Below are 18,880 nucleotides of genomic sequence, written 5' to 3'. Positions count from 1 at the left end.
TCAGACATGAAAAAGCAATGGTTCATTCTATCGCAGGCGGCATGGCGCGCCAGCTATACAAACGGTCTATCCGCGATTTTGCCGTAGCCGGGCGCAGGAACGGGCGGCCACAGTCTCACCGTTCGGGAACATCGCATTGCGCCGAAGCCGCTTCGCATCGCTTGCTTGCTCCGGCTCAGGATGACGAAGACACGACGAGAGCTATTTGCACACGACGCGATAGCGTTTGCCGGGTTCGCTGACGTTCCTGCAGGCGAGCGACCTCTGCGGCCCGGAAGCTGCATCTTGCTGGTTCAGGGAAGGCGTTCCCGCTGACGGCTTGAAGTATCTGCGGGGAGCCGCAGTCGTCGGCGGAGACGGCGGCGGCTGAGGAAACACATCCGCGGCCGTCTGACTTGGAGGAGCCGCTCCCGGCGGGGCCTTGTCCCAGACGCGCCTGACGTCGAGCGGTTTGGGGATAATCACCGTGCCGTCGTCGCTGCGGGCGCAACCGCTTGCCGCAAGCAGCGCCGGGCACAAGACAAAAGCCAGCAATCGACCAAGCATAAGCATACCCCCCGCATCTTATAACCCGGCGACGGCTGCCGCGCCAACGGACCGATTATCGCAGCCGGTCAGACCTGCGTCCGAAACGAGCGGCCGCGTGTCTGGTTGCGAATCGTTAAGGTTAGCGGATCGTTAATGCTTGTCGGGCACATTCCGCCGACGGACCCGGAAGGATCAGCCTGGGGGTGGGAATGGCGGGTAGGGACGAAACGTTCGGGGCGAGCGATACGCGCGATTTTCCGCGCGGCAAGGAAGTGGTGTGCCCTGCCCATGAACAGCACGCAGCCGGCATTTCGCAGGCACTCACCGATCTTCGCCTGATGGTCGATTCGATGCCGATCGGGGTCATCGTCCTCGATGGCAGTCTCAAGGTAGAGATCATCAACAGGGCCTTCTACGATTTCTGGAAGGTCGATCCGCGTCGCGCCATGGTTGGCTGCACTTTCCGCGAATTGATGGAGGCGACCCGCGATGCCGACCCATACGGCACCGAGGAGGCGGCCTGGCAGCGCCACATTGCCGAGCGTGAGGCCGAGATCACGGCCGGCGCGACGGGCTCCAGGGAGTTGCCGCGCAATGACGGCCGCACGCTGATTGCATCGCTGGCACCGCTTGCCCACGGCAAGCGGCTGATTTCCTATATCGATATCACCGACATCAAAAACCGCGAAAAGGCGCTGCACGATTCGATGCGCCAGACCGATCTCTACCGGCACGTCATGGACGAGCTGCCGGTGGCGGCATTCATCAAGGCCGAGGACCTCAGCATCGAGTTCGTCAACAAGGCCTGGTGCGCGCTGACCGGCATCGCCAAGGAAGACGTCATCGGCAAGACGGACCGCCAGCTGTTCGGCACCGACGATGCCGAAAGCTACAGCCATGACGATACCGAGGTCATGACCACCGGCAAGGGGCGGGAGGTCGAGGAGCCGGTCACCCATCGCGATGGAACGGTCCGGCAATTGATGACCCGCAAAAGCCGCCTCGTGGCGATCGACGGCACGGTGCACCTGGTCGGTTCCAGCACCGACATCACCGAGGTCAAGGCGCGAGAGCGGGCGCTCAAGGAAAGCATGCGCGAGAACGAGGTGTTCCGCAGCCTCATCGACAACGTGCCGGTGTCGATTTACGCCAAGCGCTCGGACCTCAGGCAATTCTACGTCAACCAGGGCTGGTGCGACCTTACCGGCTTCAGCAAGGACGAGGCGATCGGCAGGACCGATGTCGAGATCTTCGGGCCGGACGGCGAAGCCTTCGTGGCGAGCGATCTAGCGGTGCTGCGCACCGGCGAGACGCAGGAAACCGAGGAGACCGTGACATTGCCGGACGGCAGCGTGCGGCACCAGTTCGCGCGCAAAGGCGCGATGATTGCTTCCGACGGGTCGCTCTACCTGATCGGATCGACCACCGACATCACGGAGCTGAAGCAGCGCGAGGCGGAGCTCAGCGAGGCGCGGCAGCGCGCCGTGCTCGCCGACCGCGCCAAATCGGAATTCCTGGCCAATATGAGCCACGAGATCCGCACGCCGATGAACGGCGTGCTCGGCATGGCAGAACTGCTGGCCAAGTCCGAGCTCGATCCGAAGCAGAAGACCTTCACCGACATCATCGTCAAGTCGGGCAACGCGCTGCTGACGATCATCAACGACATCCTCGATTTCTCCAAGATCGACGCCGGCCAGCTGGTGCTCGACCCGGCGCCGTTCAATCTCGCTGAGGCGATCGAGGACGTGGCGACACTGGTGTCGACGCGCGCCAAGGAGAAGGATCTCGAGCTCATCGTGCGCGTGCAGCCCGGCCTCGACGGCCAGTTCATCGGCGATGTCGGCCGTATCAGGCAGATCGTCACCAACCTGCTCGGCAATGCGGTGAAATTCACCGACGAAGGCCATGTCCTGGTCGATGTCACCGGCGAGCCCGTGCCAATGGGGACGAGGCTCACCATCTCGGTCACCGATACCGGCATCGGCATTCCGGAAGACAAGCTCAAGCTGGTGTTCGAGAAGTTCAGCCAGGTCGATACATCATCGACGCGACGGCACGAAGGCACCGGCCTCGGCCTTGCCATCACCTCGCGGCTGGTCGAATTGATGGGCGGCGAGATCGGCGTGGACAGCGCCGAAGGCAGGGGCTCGACCTTCTGGTTCACGGTGACGCTGCCGCGCGCCATGCAGCAGGGCGGGCAGCGGGTCATGCCGGTGGACGTGACCGGCGCGCGGGTGCTGATCATCGACGACAATGCCGTCAACCGGTCGATCCTCAGCGAGCAGATGGCCTCATGGACATTCGATTCCTGCGCGGCGGAAAGCGGCGCCGAAGGCCTCAAGGTGCTGATCGCCGCCGCCGCCTATGGCGTGCCGGTCGATTGCATCGTGCTCGACTACCAGATGCCGGGCATGAGCGGCGCGGAGACGGCGCGGATCGTGCGCAACAACGATGGCCTCGCCAATACCCCGATCATCATGCTGACCTCGGTCGACCAGTCGCTTGCCAACACGAGCTATCGCGACCTCGGCATCGATGCGCAGCTGATCAAGCCGGCGCGCTCCTCCATCCTGCTTGAGACGCTGGTGTCCACCATCCAGCGTCACCGCCACAGCACAGGCACTCGTCCGCCGATGTCGGCGGGACCCGGCTCGCAGACCTCCGCGGCGCAGGCGGCCTCGGACCGCGCCCTGCTGCAGCCGCCGCCGACCCGCGCCCGACCGCGCCCGACCAATGGGGAAACCGGCCTCGATATTCTCGTTGCCGAGGACAATGAGGTGAACCAGCTCGTGTTCACGCAGATCCTCGGCGAGACCGGCTATGGATTCGAGATCGTCGGCAACGGACGCAAGGCGATCGATGCCTTCAGCCGGCTCAACCCGCGCATGATCCTGATGGATCTGTCGATGCCGGAGATGAACGGCCTCGAGGCGACTGCCGCCATCCGGCAGCTCGAGGCGGAGACGGACACGCATGTGCCGATCGTCGGCGTCACCGCGCATGCGCTCAAGGGCGATCGCGAGCGTTGCCTCGAGGCCGGGATGGACGATTACCTGCCGAAGCCGATCAGCCCGCGCGCGCTGCTCGAGAAGCTCGAGCGTTGGCTGGACAACGACGAGCAAGCGCGGCGCAGCGCCGGCTAACAACGCGGCTCGCCGACCGTCGCGCGAGGTTGACGTATGCGTATGGTGCGATCGCACCATACCAAGCGAGCACCAAGTCTGGACAATGGCTGCATCGATTCCGCCTTTCGGTTACGGGCGGGAGCAGCGACCGCCGGTCAAGAAACAGCGTCGACTCTACCCCAACGGACCTGTTTTCGGCGAAGGCTTGGCCATGACACGCTCTGGCATTCATGCGACGCGCTCTCGCCCGGTTTTTATTATTCCGGCGGCCGCAGACCGGCCGCCGGAATAAATTTTTCTTCAAAGGCGACGCAAGTTACTGATTCTGGAAGCGAACTTTGGCTGGGCCGTGGGAATGGCGCGGGCGCCGCCGTGCGGACGTTATCGCGCTGACACGAAACTGTCATGCGACTGTAATAATCGGAAGCTATTGGCCACGGCGGGCGCCGGCAGACGACGGTGCCGAGAGACAATATTTCTGAACAGGAGCAGGCCACATGAGACATTTCATCCGCTCGGCGGCCGTTGCGATTGCAATGGCTACGGCGTCCACGCTCACCCTGTCCGCCGCTTGGGCCGCGGACATCTCGGGTGCCGGCGCCACCTTCCCCTATCCGATCTACGCGAAGTGGGCCGATGCCTACAAGAAGGAGACCGGCGTCGGTCTCAACTACCAGTCGATCGGCTCGGGCGGCGGCATCAAGCAAATCAAGGCAAAGACCGTGACATTCGGCGCTTCCGACGCGCCGCTGAAGGGCGATGAACTGGAGTCCACCGGGCTCGCGCAGTTCCCGATGGTGATGGGCGGCATCGTTCCGGTCGTCAATCTCGAAGGCATCAAGCCGGGCGAGCTCGTGCTCGACGGCCCGACCCTGGCCGACATCTTCATCGGCAAGATCGCCAACTGGAACGACGAGGCGATCAAGAAGCTCAATCCCGATCTGAAGCTGCCCGACCAGGCAATCGCGGTCGTCCACCGTTCCGACGGCTCGGGCACCACCTTCAACTTCAGCTACTACCTGGCCGACGTCAGCGCCGAGTGGAAGTCGAAGGTCGGCGTCGACAAGGCGCTCGAATGGCCGGTGGGCATCGGTGCCAAGGGCAATGAAGGCGTCGCCAACAACGTGTCGCAGACCGGCGGCGCGATCGGCTATGTCGAATATGCCTACGCCAAGCAGAACAAGCTGACCTATACGGACATGGTCAACAAGGACGGCAAGAAGGTCGAGCCGACCGCAGCGGCCTTCTCGGCTGCCGCGGCCAACGCCGACTGGAACTCGCAGCCGGGCTACGGCGTGATCCTTGCCAACCAGGCAGGTGCCGAATCCTGGCCGATGACCTCCGCCACCTGGATCCTCGTCTACAAGAAGCCCGACGATGCGGCGGCGACGACCGAAGCGCTCAAGTTCTTCGCCTGGTCCTACGGCAAGGGCGACGACATGGCTGGGGAGCTCGATTATGTCCCGATGCCCGATGCGGTCGTGAAGAGCGTCGAGGAGATGTGGGGCAAGGACATCGTCGACAACGACGGCAAGCCGCTCTACTCGGGAATGTAATTTCCGGAACAGGAGGGCGCTTCCGGCGCCCTCCCGTTTCTCCTTTCCAAATGCGAGGGGCTAGATGACAGCCGTTTCCGAAGCCATGACGTCGGCCGCCATGCGGACCAGGGAAGCAACGGTCCGGCGCTTCGCCCTTACCGACGTGATCTTCCGCACGGCGACGCGCCTTTCGGCCGTCCTCGTGCTGCTCATCCTGGGCGGCGTCGCCATCTCGCTCTTTGCCGGCTCATGGCAGGCGCTGTCGAAGTTCGGTTTTTCGTTCCTGACGACCGAGTCCTGGAATCCGGTCAAGGAGAACTTCGGCGCTCTGGCGCCGATCTACGGCACCGTCGTCACCGCGGCGATCGCCATCCTGATTGCCGTTCCGATCGGTATCGGCATCGCCATCTTCCTGACCGAGCTCTGCCCGCGCCCCCTCAGGCGCCCGATCGGCATCGCCGTCGAGCTGCTCGCCGGCATTCCCTCGATCATCTACGGCATCTGGGGCCTGTTCGTCTTCGCGCCGTTCCTGCAGACGACGGTGCAGCCTTTCATCATCAACCTGTTCCACCACGTGCCGGGGCTCTCCAGCCTGTTCGCCGGTCCGCCCTATGGCATCGGGCTGCTGACGTCGGCGCTGATCCTTGCCATCATGGTGCTGCCCTTCATCACCTCGATCACCAAGGACGTCTTCGACACGGTTCCGGCGGTGCTGAAGGAATCGGCCTACGGTATCGGCTGCACGACCTGGGAGGTCACGCGGCGCGTCGTCATCCCCTACACCCGCGTCGGCATCATGGGCGGTGTCATGCTCGGTCTTGGCCGCGCGCTCGGCGAGACCATGGCCGTCACCTTCGTCATCGGCAATGCCCATCGCATCAGCGCCTCGCTGTTCGCGCCGGGCACGACGATCTCGGCGACCATCGCCAACGAGTTCACGGAAGCGGACGGGGACCTCTACACGTCCTCGCTGGTGGGGCTCGGCCTGATCCTGTTCATCATCACCTTCCTGATCCTCGCCATGGCGCGCTACATGCTGCTGCGCATGGATAGCCGCACGGGAGCCTGACCGATGTCGACAGCCACGTCGCTCCACCAAAGCCGTAAGCGCAGGAATGCCGTGATGATGACGCTTTGCGTCGTCGCGGCCGGCATCGGCCTTGCCTGGCTGGCGCTGATCCTTGGCGCGCTCCTCTACAAGGGCCTATCCGGCGTCTCACTGTCCGTCTTCACCGAGATGACGCCGCCGCCCGGCGATGCGGGCGGCCTGCTCAACGCCATCTACGGCAGCATCGTGATGACGATCATCGGCATCGTCGTCGGCACGCCGATCGGCGTGCTCGCCGGAACCTACATGGCCGAGTACGGGCGCTTCTCGAAGCTCACCACGGTGGTGCGGTTCATCAACGACATCCTTCTGTCGGCGCCCTCGATCATCGTCGGCCTGTTCGTCTATGAGCTCCTGGTCCGGCCGATGGGGCATTTCTCGGCCATCGCCGGCGCCTTCGCGCTTGCCATTCTGGTGATTCCGGTGGTCGTGCGCACCACCGAGGATATGCTTCTGCTGGTGCCGAACGCCCTGCGCGAGGCCGGCACGGCGATCGGCGCGCCGCGCTGGATCGTCATCCGCTCCGTCGCCTATCGCGCCGCGCTGTCGGGCATCGTCACCGGCATATTGCTGGCGATCGCCCGCATTTCCGGCGAGACGGCGCCGCTGCTTTTCACCGCGCTCAACAACCAGTTCTGGTCGAGCAATCTCAACGCGCCGATGGCCAGCCTGCCGGTGACCATCTTCCAGTTTGCGCTCAGCCCCTATGAGGAATGGCAGCAACTGGCCTGGACCGGCGCCCTCGTAATCACCCTGACGGTTCTCGGGCTGAGCATCTTCGCCCGCAGCCTTACCGGACGCAGAGAGGACAGATGAAACCGATGTTGTCCACCGATTTGAACGTGGCCGAAGCAGCCGTCGAGAAGGCCAAGATCGAGGTCAAGAACCTCAACTTCTACTACGGCCAATCGAAGGCGCTGAAGGATATCAGCCTGACGCTGCCCGAACGCAGCGTCACCGCCTTCATCGGGCCGTCGGGCTGCGGGAAGTCGACGCTGCTGCGCGTCTTCAACCGCATCTACGAACTTTATCCGAAGCAGAGCGCCGAGGGCCAGGTGCTGCTCGACGGCAAGAACATCCTTGACCGCTCGCAGGACCTCAACCTGCTCAGGACCAAGATCGGCATGGTTTTCCAGAAGCCGACGCCGTTTCCGATGTCGATCTACGAGAACATCGCCTTCGGCGTCCGGCTTTACGAGAAGATCAGCAAGTCCGAGATGGACGGCCGCGTCGAGCAGGCGCTGAAGCGCGCGGCATTGTGGAACGAGGTCAAGGACAAGCTTCACGCCAGCGGCCAGAGCCTGTCCGGCGGCCAGCAGCAGCGGCTCTGCATCGCGCGTACCGTGGCGGTGAAGCCCGAGGTCATCCTGCTCGACGAGCCGGCCTCGGCGCTCGATCCGCTGTCGACCGCCAAGATCGAGGAACTGATCGACGAACTCCAGGCCGACTACACGATCGTCATCGTCACCCACAACATGCAGCAGGCGGCGCGCGTGTCCCGGCAGACGGCATTCATGTATCTCGGCGAGCTGGTCGAGTTCGACCGCACCGAGAAGATCTTCACCTCGCCCCGCGAGAAGCGCACGCAGGACTACATCACCGGCCGCTTCGGCTGATCTCATACGAGGACATGAATCATGGCCCATACGGTCGCTTCCTTCGACGAGGATCTCGCCCAGATCAGCCGGCTCATCCGTGACATGGGCGATCTTGCCGGCGCGATGGTCGGCGCCTCGACCAAGGCACTGCTCAATTCCGACAATGCGATGGCGCAGCGCGTGGTCTCCGACGACGCCATCATGGACGCCCGCCAGCGCGAGCTCGACGACCGCGCCATCACCCTGATCGCCAAGCGGCAGCCCATGGCCGACGACCTGCGCAATGTGGTCGGCGCCATCCGCATGGCCGGCGACCTCGAGCGCATCGGCGACCTCGCCAAGAACATCGCCAAGCGCGTCGGCACCGTCGGCGTCAGCGCCGCGCCGCGCGACCTCTCGCATTCCATCGACGGCATGGCGCAGCTTGTACTGATCCAGGTGCAGGGCGTGATCGAGGAGTATGCGGCGGGCGACGCGGCGGCACTCGCCAGGCTGCGCAACGACGACGAGCGCATCGACGTCAAGTACACTTCGGTCTTCCGTGAGCTCTTGACCTACATGATGGAAGATCCGCGCAACATCACCGCTTGCACGCACCTTTTGTTCTGCGCCAAGAATCTGGAGCGCATCGGCGACCATGTGACCAACATCGCCGAGAACGCCTATTACGTGCTGACCGGCACCCAATTGCCCGCAAACCGTCCGAAGCAGGACGAGATGTCGGCGCCGGCGGCCTGACGACAAGGGTGAATTTCCAATGATCGCGCCACGCATCATGGTGGTGGAGGACGAGGAGCCGCTGGGCGTGCTGCTCCGCTACAACCTCGAATCCGAGGGCTATCAGGTCGAAGTGGTGACGCGCGGCGACGAGGCCGAGATCCGCCTGCAGGAGAACGTGCCCGATCTGCTGGTGCTCGACTGGATGGTGCCGGCGGTTTCCGGCATCGAGCTGTGCCGGCGCCTCAGGATGCGGCCCGAGACGGAGCGGCTGCCGATCATCATGCTGACCGCGCGCGGCGAGGAGAGCGACCGGGTGCGCGGGCTGTCGACCGGCGCCGACGACTATCTGGTCAAGCCGTTCTCGACGCCGGAATTCATGGCACGCGTCAAGGCGCTGCTGCGCCGCGCGAAGCCGGAGGTGCTGTCCAGCGTGCTCAAGGTCGGCGACATCGTGCTCGACCGTGAATCGCACCGTGTCTACCGCAAGAAGAGCGAGATCCGGCTCGGACCGACCGAGTTCCGGCTGCTCGAATTCATGATGCGCCATCCCGGCCGCGTGTTCTCGCGCAGCCAGCTGCTCGACAATGTCTGGGGCGAGACGATCTATATCGACGAGCGCACGGTGGATGTGCATGTCGGGCGCCTGCGCAAGGCGGTCAACAACGGCCGCATGCCGGATGTCATCCGCACCATTCGCGGGGCGGGCTACGCGATAAGGGAGGATTAGGTCCGGCGGCGACCCTTATGCCGACCTCGAGGGCGCCCGGCCAACCTTCAGCATTGGTGGCGATCTATCGAAGCAGCGTTGGCTCACGCCACGTTCTTTCCGGCGCCTGCCCGTGCCTGGATGCCCGGCGCGAAGATCTCCTGGTCGACGAAGGTCAGCGCGCGGACGGCGCAGCCCTCGCGGATCAGCGGCAATTCATTCGGCTCGGTGTCGAAGGAAATCGACTTCGAATGCTGGCCGCCGGCGGTCTGGGCGATGGCTGCGCGCAGCGCCGGCTCGATCAGGTCGAAGGCGGCGGCGCTGACGCCGACCATGGCGACCGGCGCCGGGTCGATCAGCGCGAACAGGCTGCCGAGGCCGAAGCCCAGCGCCTCTCCCGCCCGGCGATAGGCTTCGCGCTCCGGGCCGTCATTCTCGCGTGCCCGTGCCGCCAGAGCCCGCATGTCGGCGTCGCCGATGTCGACCGGCTCGGCATCCTCGCCCATCCGCATGGCGTTGCGCCAGATCGCGTAGTTGCCGGCATAGGCCTCGACGCAGCCGCGCCGCCCGCAGCGGCAGAGCGCACCGCCGGGTCGGTGGATCATGTGGCCGAACTCGCCGCCCGAAGAATGGGTGCCGGTGAACAGCTCGCCCTTCAGCACCAGGCCCATGCCAATGCCATGCGAGAGCAGGATGGCGATGAAATTGTCGCGGTAGCGCTCGGGTTCGCGCCACTGCAGCGCCACCGCCATCATGTTGCAGTCGTTCTCCATGGTGGCCGGGATGCCGAATTCCTGTTCCAGTATGTCGGCAAAGGCAATGTCGGTCAGCGGCGTGATCGGCGACCACAGCATCAAGCGGGCATGGGAATCGGTGATGCCTTGGATGCCCATGGCGATGCGGGCGACGCTGCTGACGTCGAGGTCGGGGTCCTCCAGCCGGCGCCGGACGATTGCGGTGCATTCGCCGATCAGTTCATCGCGGGGCAGGGTGAGAGTGTCGAGGCGGCGCTGCTCCTCGGCGATGACCTGGCCAGCATAGTCGATGACGGCGACGGAGAGGAAATTCAGCGACAGCACCACCGTGACCACCGCAGCCGCCTCGGGGTTGAGGGCAAGGCCGACCTGTGGCCGCCCCCGCTTCAGCGCTGCCGCCTCGCTCGCCTTGCTCTCGGCGAGTATGCCTTCCTGAATAAGGTCGGAGGAGATCGCGGATATGGTCGAATGGCTGAGCCCGGTGGTGGCGGCGATCTCCGTGCGCGACGGCTGCCCACCCCGGCGCACGGCCGCAAGCACCATCGCACGGTTGCGCCGACGCAGGTCGTCGTGGCGGATTCCCACCGACATCGTTTGCATTCCTCCCAGTCACCGCAGGCTTTCCGATGACATGGGCAGCGGGTGACAGGTGTGGATAGTGGCAGAACCAGGCGAAGCTGTCATTATTTATTGCGGAACCCGAAAAAAAGTTGCTGTCAGCTCAAAAACCCTCAGAATCGCAGTTGACAGCACTCCGCCATTGGATCAGTATTTTTTCGAGGCTCGAAAAAAAGAGCCTTGTGCCGGCCTTCGGGCCAGACTAGGTCGCGCCACGCACGGCGCAGGGAGGATATCATGAAGAAATTCGCAGCCGCCATGCTGGCGGGCGTCGCCATGTCGATGACGTTGGCCCCGGTCGCAGAGGCGAAGGACAAGGTCATCGGCGTTTCGTGGTCCAATTTCCAGGAGGAGCGCTGGAAGACCGACGAAGCGGCGATGAAGGCGGCGATCGAAGCTGCCGGCGACAAATACATTTCCGCCGACGCGCAGTCCAATCCGGGCAAGCAGCTGACCGATGTCGAAAGCCTCATCTCGCAGGGCGCCAACGCGCTGATCGTCCTGGCGCAGGACGCCTCGGCGATCGGGCCCGCGGTGCAGAAGGCACTGGACGAAGGCATCCCCGTCGTCGGCTACGACCGGCTGATCGAAAACAAGGACGTGTTCTACCTGACCTTCGACAACAAGGAAGTCGGGCGCATGCAGGCTCGCGAGGTGTTCAAGGCCAAGCCCGAGGGCAACTACGTCTTCATCAAGGGCTCGGGTTCCGATCCGAATGCCGATTTCCTGTTCTCGGGTTCGATGGAAGTCCTGAAGGAAGCGATCGACAGCGGCAAGGTCAAGAATGTCGGAGAGGCCTATACCGACGGCTGGCTGCCTGCCAATGCGCAGAAGAACATGGAACAGTTCCTGACCGCCAACGACAACAAGATCGACGCCGTGGTCGCCGCCAATGACGGCACCGCCGGCGGCGTCGTCGCGGCACTGACCGCGCAAGGGCTGGCTGGGACCGTTCCGGTGTCGGGCCAGGACGGCGACCACGCCGCGCTCAATCGCATTGCGCTTGGCACGCAGACTGTGTCGGTGTGGAAGGATGCGCGCGAGCTCGGCAAGAACGCCGCCGAGATCGCCTCGCAACTGGCCGACGGCAAGAAGATGGCCGACATCCCCGGCGCCAAGGACTTCACCACGCCCGGCGGCAACACCGTCAAATCGGTGTTCCTGACCCCGGTCGCGATCACCAAGGACAATCTGAACGTCGTCATCGACGCCGGCTGGATCAAGAAGGACGAGGTCTGCGCGGGCGTTGCCGCCGGCAGCGTCGCGGTCTGCAACTAACCAGCCGACCGAACAGCACGCCGCGGTCGAGAAAAGCCGCGGCGTTTGCCAAGGACTTTCCGCTTCAACGGGGCGGGAAGAGCCATGCGGGCAGCGCACGCGTCCGGCAGGATCGCCGAACTGCGCCGCCGTTGGTTTCCACGCAATTCCGGACGCAAAAACCGTGCGCGTTTTTCCTGGAACTGCCCTAGCATCGTGGTCCGGCAATTCGCGACAGACGGCACGCCGGTGGGAGGATATCATGACCGATACGACCTCTGATGCCGCCGCCAACCCGGCCGCGGATCGCGCGCGTGCCTCCGAACTCAGCGCCCTCGGGCGCTTCCTCAAGGCGACCGAGCTCGACACGCGCATGCTCGGCATGGTCGGCGCGCTGCTGATCATCTGGATCGGGCTGCACGTCATTTCGAGCCTGCGGCTTGGGGTCAATCCGTTCGATTTCGACAGCCGCACGTTCCTGACGCCGCGCAATTTGTGGAACCTGTCGGTTCAGACCTCGGCCGTGGCGATCATGGCTTCCGGCATGGTGCTGGTCATCGTCATGCGCAACATCGACCTTTCCGTCGGCTCGGCCGAAGGGCTGATCGGCATGGTCATGGGTTTTGCCCAGGTGCATTTCCTGGTGCGCATGGTCGGACTCGAACTGGGCAATCCGTGGGTCTGGGTGCTGGCACTGGCGATCGGCCTGACGCTCGGGCTGCTGATCGGCGCCTTCCAGGGTTTCGTCATCGCCTATCTCGATGTTCCAGCCTTCATCGTGACGCTGGGCGGACTGCTGGTGTGGCGCGGTGCTGCCTGGTGGGTGACCAGCGGCCAGACCGTCGCGCCGCTCGACGCCACCTTCCAGCTGATGGGCGGCGGACCGGCAGGCTCGATCGGCGCCAGCTGGAGCTGGGTCGTGGGCGTCGTCGCCTGCCTGGCGGTGGTGTTCATGCTGTTTCACGGCCGGGTGCAGCGAAAGCGCTTCCGCTTCCCGCTGCGCCCGATCTGGGCCGAGGCGCTGCTCGGTGCGGTCACCTGCGCGATCATCATGGGTGCCGTGTGGCTCGCCAATTCATATCCGTGGCCGGTCGGCATCGTGAACCGCTACGCGGCGGCCAACAACATCACTGTGCCCGAGGGCGGTCTGTTCATCGCCCACGGCATAGCCATCCCGGTGCTGATGGCGATTGCCGTCGGACTGATCATGACCTTCATCACCAAGCGAACCCGCTTCGGGCGCTATGTCTTCGCCATCGGCGGCAATCCGGAGGCGGCCAATCTTGCCGGCATCAACACCCGCTGGATCACCATGAAGGTGTTCATGATCATGGGCGTGCTGGCGACGATCGCCGCGGCGATCTCGTCCGCCCGGCAGAACTCCTCGACCAATGCGCTGGGCACGCTTGACGAGCTCCTGGTCATCGCCGCGGCGGTGATCGGCGGCACCTCGCTTGCCGGCGGCTCCGGAACCGTGCTCGGCGCCATGCTCGGCGCGCTGCTGATGCAGTCGCTGCAGTCCGGCATGGTGCTGCTCGGCGTCGACTCGCCGCTGCAAAGCATTGTCGTCGGCGGCGTGCTGGTCGTCGCCGTCTGGCTCGACACGATCTACCGCAAGCGCGTCTGAGCAGGCTGAAGGAGGAGGAGAACGATCATGGCAGACAAGTCCGCCCCCGCCGGCGCTCCGCTGGTCGACATGCGCAACATCTCGATCGCATTCGGCGGCATCCGCGCCGTCGACGACGCCTCCCTCGATCTTTACCCCGGCGAAGTGGTGGCGCTGCTCGGCCACAACGGCGCCGGCAAGTCGACGCTGATCAAGATCCTGTCCGGCGCTTACAAGCGCGATGCGGGCCAGATCTTCGTCAATGGCGAGGAGGCATCGATCTCCAACCCGCGCGACGCCAAGAAATACGGCATCGAGACGATCTACCAGACGCTGGCGCTCGCCGACAACGTCGATGCCGCCGCCAATCTGTTCCTCGGTCGCGAGCTGATGACCGGCTGGGGCACGCTCGACGACGTGGCCATGGAGGCGGAGGCGCGCAAGGTCATGGGTCGGCTCAATCCGCGTTTCCAGCGCTTCAAGGAGCCGGTGGTCAAGCTTTCCGGCGGCCAGCGGCAATCGGTGGCGATCGCTCGCGCCATCCTGTTCAACGCCCGCATCCTGATCATGGACGAGCCGACAGCGGCGCTCGGCCCGCAGGAAACCGCCCAGGTCGGCGAGCTGGTGCGGCAGCTCAAGGCCGACGGTATCGGCATCTTCCTGATCAGCCACGACATCCATGACGTGTTCGAGCTCGCCGACCGGGTCTGCGTGATGAAGAACGGCCAGGTCGTCGGCACCGCGCGCACCGGCGACGTGACCCAGGACGAGGTGCTCGGCATGATCATTCTGGGCAAATGCCCGCCCGGCGCCATACCGGGACCGGGAGCGCTGAAGATCGCGGCCTGAGGTAATTTAGCCGGCTAATTGCGTTGCCGGTGTGCCAGCCATCGCGATGATTTGGCCTCGCCATTGTATTGGCGCGGAGACTTGCCCATAAAGGCAACGACCGTCCATGGGCCGCATCCTGCGTTGAAAAAGCTCTTTCCGATCGTTGCCTTTGTCGCCGTCGCGCTTATCAGCCTGACGATGGCGGGATTCGCCTATTTCGCCACCCAGGAAGCGGCGCGCATCAAGTTCGAAGGAACGGCCGACGACGCGCTCAACCGCATCGAAAGCCGGATTGACCTGCATTTGTCGCTGCTGCGCTCCACGCAGGCACTGTTCGATGCCAACAACGGTGAGATCACGCGCGGGGAATTCAAGGCGTTCTTCACCGCGCTCGATATCAACGACAATTTCGCCGGCCTGCGCGGCATCGGATTCCTGAGACTGGCCAAGACCGGCGATGAGGCGGCGGTCGAGCGCGATATCCTGCGCGATCACGGATCGGCGCATCCCGTCTATCCCGCCACGACCCAGCAATGGCGCACGCCGATCGTGCTGTTCGAACCGCTCGACACATCCAACCAGTCGATCATCGGCTACGACATGTTCACCGAGCCGGTCCGGCGGGCGGCGATCGAAAAGGCGATGGCCGACGACCGGCAGCATGCCAGCGGGCTCGTCCAGCTCGGCCAGGGCACGGGCGCCGCGCAGACCTTCACGGGTTTTCTGGTCTTCGTGCGGCTCAATGTGGAGACCGCTCCGGATGTCATCGATGCAAGCCGCTCCTCCACGGCCGGATTCCTCTATGCCGCCTTCCGGGCGCGCGAGCTGTTCCAGACATCTCTCAGCCGCGCGCCGCTGCTGCCGGTCAACATCGAGATCTATGACGGCAAGGCGGAGGCCGGCAAGCTGCTGTTCCGCTCCGAGACCCCTCCGGCGCACGCCTTGGGCGACAGGCTTCTGGCGCGCCGCGAGATCGTCGTGGCGGGCAGGCCTTGGACCGTGCTGTTCAGGCCGACGAGCGCCTTCTCGCTGCCTTCCTCCCGCGCGGTGCCGGTGATGCTCGGTCTGTTCGGACTGCTGCTTGCCGGCGCCATCGCCTTGGTGGCGCGCTACCAGGAACGCGCTTACGACGCCGTGTCGCTGCTGCATGAGACGACGGAAAAGAGCCTGCTCGAAAAGGATCTGATGCTGCAGGAGATGAAGCATCGCATCAAGAACTCGATCACGCGGGTTCTTGCGATCGCGCGCCAGACCGCATCGCAGGCCACGGATGTGAAGGAGTTCTCGTCATCCTTCTCGGCGCGCCTGCAAGCGATGGCGGCCTCGCAGGACATGCTGACGCGTTCGCGCTGGCAGAAGGCCGACCTCGGGGATCTGCTGCGCATCGAGCTCGGTCAGGTGTTCGGCAAGGAACTGCCGGACGGCATATTGTCGGGGCCCGAGGTGATGCTCGATGAGACCACGACACAGGCGCTCGGCCTGACCTTTCACGAACTGGCGACGAATGCGCTGAAATATGGCGAAGCCGGCAATGTGGTCGGCGCGCTCAAGGTCGACTGGTTCGTCGAGAGGCGTAGCCGGGAGCGGATCCTGGTGCTCAACTGGCGCGAAGCCGGCCAGAAAAAACTGGAGACACCGGCCAAGACCGGTTTCGGCACCAAGCTGATCGATCTCAACGTCACCCGCGAATTGCGCGGCACGATCAGGCGCGATTTCCAGGCCGACGGCCTGACGGTGGAAATCAGAATCCCCCTGACCGGCTGAAGAGCGCGGTTCTCACGCAGCCCGGGCGCAAACCGCTACGCAGTTTTCCCGCGCAAGCAAATCCAGAGACCGGCCCGCCGGTCTCTGGATGGATGCGTCTGTCTGAAGCGGAAGTTAGTTGCAGCGGGCCGTGTAGATCCGGCCGCGATTATCGCGATACTGGCAGTAGCCATTGCGCAGGTTGCGCACCAGAAGACCGGAGCCGGCACCGACGGCCGCGCCGATCAGCGCCCCCTTGGTGCCGCCGATAAGGCCGCCGGCCACAGCGCCGACACCGGCGCCCACGCCGACGTCACGCTCGGTCGAAGTGCAGCCGCTGACACCGACGACCGCAACCAAGGCAATAATCATTTTCCGCATAAAATGCTCCCTCATTTTGAACTAACTTTTGGCAATGCCAGCAGCCGTTTAGCACGAAAAAACGAGCTTTGCCTGCTCGATCTTACTGTTGGTGAAGATAGTCCTTTTCGGGGCGCGGGCCGTTCGCCGCAATGAGCGTGCCGGCGATCTGGAGCGAGGCCTCGAGGGTGCCGTCAGGGCGCACGTTCCAGGCGATCTGGTCGTAGTCGTCCTCCAGCGCCGGATCGACGGCAAGGCACTCACCGATGACATGCTGGGCCTTGCTCCGAAGGCCGTCCAGCGCGAAGGGGCGTTCGGCGGTGCATTCCTCGAAGGTCTCGAAGACGCTCACCGGCACCGACAGCTCCCGGCAATCGGTCATGCCGTTCGAACAGCCGATGACAAGCAGCAAGGCAGCGATGTGTTCCATGGCGGAAGAACCTCCGGCCGCAGAAACGACGCCGAGTTGGTAAAGGTTCCGCGTCCAGGGCTTGCCCATGCTGCCTCAGCCTGCCCTTTGAGCCTTGCGAAGCAGCCGGCGAACCCGATCAGGTCAACTGCCAGGCCGCCAGCAGCGCCACGGCGGCCAGCAGCACGACAGCGCCGAGGCGGAGCGGACGGAGAAAGGGCTGAGGCGGAGGCTGCGGCTCGACCTCCTGGACGCCGCCCATCGAGATGCGGGCGGCCTGCTCCAGGCTATTCATATCGGCAACGATCACGTTCACCATCTCCCCAATCGCGCTTCGGCACGGCCGGGATTGCCGGTGCATGGGCCGCAGCGATTGTCGGGAAGCCCAGCATCGGACTTTATGGTGAACAGCCGGTTAAAGTCGCCGCCCACCTCGGCGGTCATACTCGGGATTATGAGAACAATCAGTCCGTTTCGAAATTGCCGTGAGGGACGGTGAGACGGTACTCGAGATGACCCTCGCCGATGTCAAGCGTGGCGGTGCCGTTCAGCGAGGCTGGGACGACACGCTCGAGGGCCACGCTGCCGAAGCGCTTTTCGTTGTGAGGCTTGTCGAGTTCGATCATTTCGCTCCAGATCAAACACAACGCGGGAGCCTCGCCGGGAGCCGTGGCCAGCCTGGCGTTGACCGATACATAGCCGCCCGGCCGCGACAGTGCCCCATAGCTCACCGAGTTCACGGCAAGCTCGTGCATCGCCAGTCCGATGTGCAGAGCCGCGTTGGGGTTGAGGTAGGGATTTTCGCCTTCGAACCGCAGGCTCCGCTTGGGGTCCGCGCCATAGCGGCCGACCTGACCGGATATGAGCTCGCGGAGCGCGGCGCCGCGCCAGTTGGATGACGTCACCAGATCCTGCGAGGAGGCGAGCGACTGCAAGCGGCCGCGAAAACGGGTCAGAAAGTCACCAAGCGTTTCCGAGTAGCGTCCGGTCTGGCTGGCGATGCTTTGAATGATGGCCAGAAGGTTCTTCGAGCGGTGGCTGACTTCGCGCAGCAACGTCTTCAACGTCTGTTCGCGCCGTTTCTGCTCGGTGGTCTCGACCATCGTGGTAACGACGCCCTGGACCTCGCCGGCCTCGCTGCGGTCGGCGTCGATCCAGATATGGAACCAGCGTATGCCATCGCTTGCCGGGATGCTCAGCTCGAGCCGATCCGCATTGCCGGATTGAACCACCCTTCGCTTGGCGGCCTTGATTCGCTCGGCCTGAGCGGGAGGAATCTGATCGGTTCCGTCGGCGGTGTCCGCTGCCCAGGGCGCGCGCATGTTGCGAGCCCAGACCGTCTTCATCTCGCGATCCTGGTAGAGAACGGAGATGCCTGCATTGTGGAGGGCATGAAGGAGAGCTCGCCCGAGCTGCATGCCGCTTTCGGCGGGATGCATGGCAATGACTTCGCTTTCGCGCACATCATCTTGGCTTTTGTCTCCCGTGGAACGCATCGATCGTATGTCCACCCGACGGAGGCTGAACGGCTCTGTTCGAAAACGGGTTCTCAAAAAGGTCCGCCGGGCGGCTTCCCGTGGAGGACTCCGCCCGGCGGTGGCTGGAAACCGTTTGAGGGGTGCGGCTTCCAGTGTTCAGCCGCTATCCCGTCAAGCCCGTCTAAACAGGCCGGCGATGAGCGAAATGATCAAGAAAGCCAGGAAGATGAAGAACAGTATCTGCGCGATACCGGCCGAAGTGCCGGCTATGCCGCCGAACCCAAGCGCGCCGGCAATGATAGCAACCACAAGGAACACGAGCGCCCAGTACAGCATGATGCGTCTCCTTCTTATGTCGGGGGAAAAACGTGGCTCGGTGCCGTTTGTTCCACCATTCGCTGAAAAAGACGACCCCCCACGACGCTCTTCCAGATCGAAAATGTCGAACGCGTCGAACCCGCGGCAGGCCGCGCCGCGCGCGTCAGAATCGCACTAAC

The 18,880-nt window shown here is 64.1% G+C and carries 17 protein-coding genes; 11 read left to right on the top strand and 6 right to left on the bottom strand.

The features are described from left to right. Positions 1–737: 737 nt before the first annotated feature. The 7 genes from EN818_RS06525 (at position 738) to phoB (ending at position 9,347) form a co-directional block, all read left to right on the top strand. The gene (locus EN818_RS06525) at positions 738–3,674 is read left to right on the top strand and encodes a response regulator (protein ID WP_245420280.1); all 2,937 of its coding nucleotides are present in this window, start codon (positions 738–740) and stop codon (positions 3,672–3,674) included. A gap of 479 nt (positions 3,675–4,153) precedes the next feature. Next, positions 4,154–5,212 carry a phosphate ABC transporter substrate-binding protein PstS gene (gene pstS / locus EN818_RS06520; RefSeq protein WP_095804595.1) on the top strand — a complete coding sequence of 353 codons (1,059 nt, stop codon included), beginning with the start codon at positions 4,154–4,156 and terminating at the stop codon, positions 5,210–5,212. Positions 5,213–5,276: 64 nt separating this feature from the next. Continuing rightward, positions 5,277–6,263, top strand: coding sequence for a phosphate ABC transporter permease subunit PstC (gene pstC, locus EN818_RS06515; protein ID WP_095804594.1), 987 nt, complete (start codon positions 5,277–5,279; stop codon positions 6,261–6,263). A gap of 3 nt (positions 6,264–6,266) precedes the next feature. Next, positions 6,267–7,118, top strand: a complete 852-nt coding sequence (gene pstA / locus EN818_RS06510) for a phosphate ABC transporter permease PstA (RefSeq protein ID WP_095804593.1) — start codon at positions 6,267–6,269, stop codon at positions 7,116–7,118. Next, the gene (gene pstB, locus EN818_RS06505; RefSeq protein ID WP_095804592.1) at positions 7,115–7,918 is read left to right on the top strand and encodes a phosphate ABC transporter ATP-binding protein PstB; all 804 of its coding nucleotides are present in this window, start codon (positions 7,115–7,117) and stop codon (positions 7,916–7,918) included. The genes pstA and pstB overlap by 4 nt, the downstream gene beginning before the upstream one ends. 18 nt (positions 7,919–7,936) lie before the next feature. Continuing rightward, positions 7,937–8,638 carry a phosphate signaling complex protein PhoU gene (gene phoU / locus EN818_RS06500; protein WP_095804591.1) on the top strand — a complete coding sequence of 234 codons (702 nt, stop codon included), beginning with the start codon at positions 7,937–7,939 and terminating at the stop codon, positions 8,636–8,638. 19 nt (positions 8,639–8,657) lie between these two features. Then, positions 8,658–9,347 carry a phosphate regulon transcriptional regulator PhoB gene (gene phoB / locus EN818_RS06495; protein ID WP_010911896.1) on the top strand — a complete coding sequence of 230 codons (690 nt, stop codon included), beginning with the start codon at positions 8,658–8,660 and terminating at the stop codon, positions 9,345–9,347. Between the two features lie 83 nt (positions 9,348–9,430). Here the strand turns inward: phoB and EN818_RS06490 are convergent, their stop codons facing one another. Next, complete coding sequence (locus tag EN818_RS06490; RefSeq protein WP_095804936.1) at positions 9,431–10,672, bottom strand: ROK family protein; 1,242 nt, start codon at positions 10,670–10,672, stop codon at positions 9,431–9,433. Positions 10,673–10,936: 264 nt separating this feature from the next. On the opposite strand from EN818_RS06490, the gene xylF reads away from it, so the two are divergent. The 4 genes from xylF to EN818_RS06470 all read left to right on the top strand — a co-directional run bounded on the left by xylF (position 10,937) and on the right by EN818_RS06470 (position 16,157). Continuing rightward, on the top strand, positions 10,937–11,977 hold the full coding sequence (gene xylF / locus EN818_RS06485; protein ID WP_095804590.1) for a D-xylose ABC transporter substrate-binding protein: 1,041 nt from the start codon (positions 10,937–10,939) through the stop codon (positions 11,975–11,977). Positions 11,978–12,218: 241 nt separating this feature from the next. Further along, the gene (locus EN818_RS06480) at positions 12,219–13,583 is read left to right on the top strand and encodes a sugar ABC transporter permease (protein ID WP_095804589.1); all 1,365 of its coding nucleotides are present in this window, start codon (positions 12,219–12,221) and stop codon (positions 13,581–13,583) included. Positions 13,584–13,610: 27 nt separating this feature from the next. Continuing rightward, positions 13,611–14,411 carry an ATP-binding cassette domain-containing protein gene (locus EN818_RS06475; protein WP_095804588.1) on the top strand — a complete coding sequence of 267 codons (801 nt, stop codon included), beginning with the start codon at positions 13,611–13,613 and terminating at the stop codon, positions 14,409–14,411. A gap of 123 nt (positions 14,412–14,534) precedes the next feature. Then, complete coding sequence (locus EN818_RS06470; protein WP_095804935.1) at positions 14,535–16,157, top strand: CHASE domain-containing protein; 1,623 nt, start codon at positions 14,535–14,537, stop codon at positions 16,155–16,157. Positions 16,158–16,271: 114 nt separating this feature from the next. Here EN818_RS06470 and EN818_RS06465 read toward each other — a convergent pair whose 3' ends face one another. The 5 genes from EN818_RS06465 to EN818_RS06450 form a co-directional block, all read right to left on the bottom strand. Then, on the bottom strand, positions 16,272–16,517 hold the full coding sequence (locus EN818_RS06465) for a YMGG-like glycine zipper-containing protein (protein WP_095804587.1): 246 nt from the start codon (positions 16,515–16,517) through the stop codon (positions 16,272–16,274). An 82-nt stretch (positions 16,518–16,599) separates the two neighbouring features. After that, on the bottom strand, positions 16,600–16,926 hold the full coding sequence (locus tag EN818_RS06460; protein WP_095804934.1) for a hypothetical protein: 327 nt from the start codon (positions 16,924–16,926) through the stop codon (positions 16,600–16,602). 118 nt (positions 16,927–17,044) lie between these two features. Continuing rightward, positions 17,045–17,224 (bottom strand): hypothetical protein, encoded by a 180-nt coding sequence (locus EN818_RS32575; protein ID WP_095804586.1) that lies wholly within the window; start codon positions 17,222–17,224, stop codon positions 17,045–17,047. Between the two features lie 145 nt (positions 17,225–17,369). After that, a complete protein-coding gene (locus EN818_RS06455) occupies positions 17,370–18,401 on the bottom strand; it encodes a sensor histidine kinase (RefSeq protein ID WP_165349984.1) in 1,032 nt (343 codons plus the stop codon). A 153-nt stretch (positions 18,402–18,554) separates the two neighbouring features. Next, positions 18,555–18,719, bottom strand: a complete 165-nt coding sequence (locus EN818_RS06450; RefSeq protein ID WP_095804584.1) for a DUF1328 domain-containing protein — start codon at positions 18,717–18,719, stop codon at positions 18,555–18,557. Positions 18,720–18,880 lie beyond the last annotated feature (161 nt).

This window comes from Mesorhizobium sp. M3A.F.Ca.ET.175.01.1.1 (genome assembly GCF_004791945.1).
Classification (GTDB): domain Bacteria; phylum Pseudomonadota; class Alphaproteobacteria; order Rhizobiales; family Rhizobiaceae; genus Mesorhizobium.
This window is presented reverse-complemented; position numbering and strand designations above follow the sequence as displayed.

What these genes read in the sequence shown, in the direction of transcription:
- EN818_RS06525 (WP_245420280.1), top strand. Translation starts at nt 738, where the DNA reads ATGGCGGGTAGGGACGAAACGTTCGGGGCGAGCGATACGCGCGATTTT.
- pstS (WP_095804595.1), top strand. Translation starts at nt 4,154, where the DNA reads ATGAGACATTTCATCCGCTCGGCGGCCGTTGCGATTGCAATGGCTACG.
- pstC (WP_095804594.1), top strand. Translation starts at nt 5,277, where the DNA reads ATGACAGCCGTTTCCGAAGCCATGACGTCGGCCGCCATGCGGACCAGG.
- pstA (WP_095804593.1), top strand. Translation starts at nt 6,267, where the DNA reads ATGTCGACAGCCACGTCGCTCCACCAAAGCCGTAAGCGCAGGAATGCC.
- pstB (WP_095804592.1), top strand. Translation starts at nt 7,115, where the DNA reads ATGAAACCGATGTTGTCCACCGATTTGAACGTGGCCGAAGCAGCCGTC.
- phoB (WP_010911896.1), top strand. Translation starts at nt 8,658, where the DNA reads ATGATCGCGCCACGCATCATGGTGGTGGAGGACGAGGAGCCGCTGGGC.
- EN818_RS06490 (WP_095804936.1), bottom strand. Translation starts at nt 10,672, where the DNA reads ATGTCGGTGGGAATCCGCCACGACGACCTGCGTCGGCGCAACCGTGCG.
- xylF (WP_095804590.1), top strand. Translation starts at nt 10,937, where the DNA reads ATGAAGAAATTCGCAGCCGCCATGCTGGCGGGCGTCGCCATGTCGATG.
- EN818_RS06480 (WP_095804589.1), top strand. Translation starts at nt 12,219, where the DNA reads ATGACCGATACGACCTCTGATGCCGCCGCCAACCCGGCCGCGGATCGC.
- EN818_RS06475 (WP_095804588.1), top strand. Translation starts at nt 13,611, where the DNA reads ATGGCAGACAAGTCCGCCCCCGCCGGCGCTCCGCTGGTCGACATGCGC.
- EN818_RS06465 (WP_095804587.1), bottom strand. Translation starts at nt 16,517, where the DNA reads ATGCGGAAAATGATTATTGCCTTGGTTGCGGTCGTCGGTGTCAGCGGC.
- EN818_RS06460 (WP_095804934.1), bottom strand. Translation starts at nt 16,926, where the DNA reads ATGGAACACATCGCTGCCTTGCTGCTTGTCATCGGCTGTTCGAACGGC.
- EN818_RS32575 (WP_095804586.1), bottom strand. Translation starts at nt 17,224, where the DNA reads ATGGTGAACGTGATCGTTGCCGATATGAATAGCCTGGAGCAGGCCGCC.
- EN818_RS06455 (WP_165349984.1), bottom strand. Translation starts at nt 18,401, where the DNA reads ATGCGTTCCACGGGAGACAAAAGCCAAGATGATGTGCGCGAAAGCGAA.
- EN818_RS06450 (WP_095804584.1), bottom strand. Translation starts at nt 18,719, where the DNA reads ATGCTGTACTGGGCGCTCGTGTTCCTTGTGGTTGCTATCATTGCCGGC.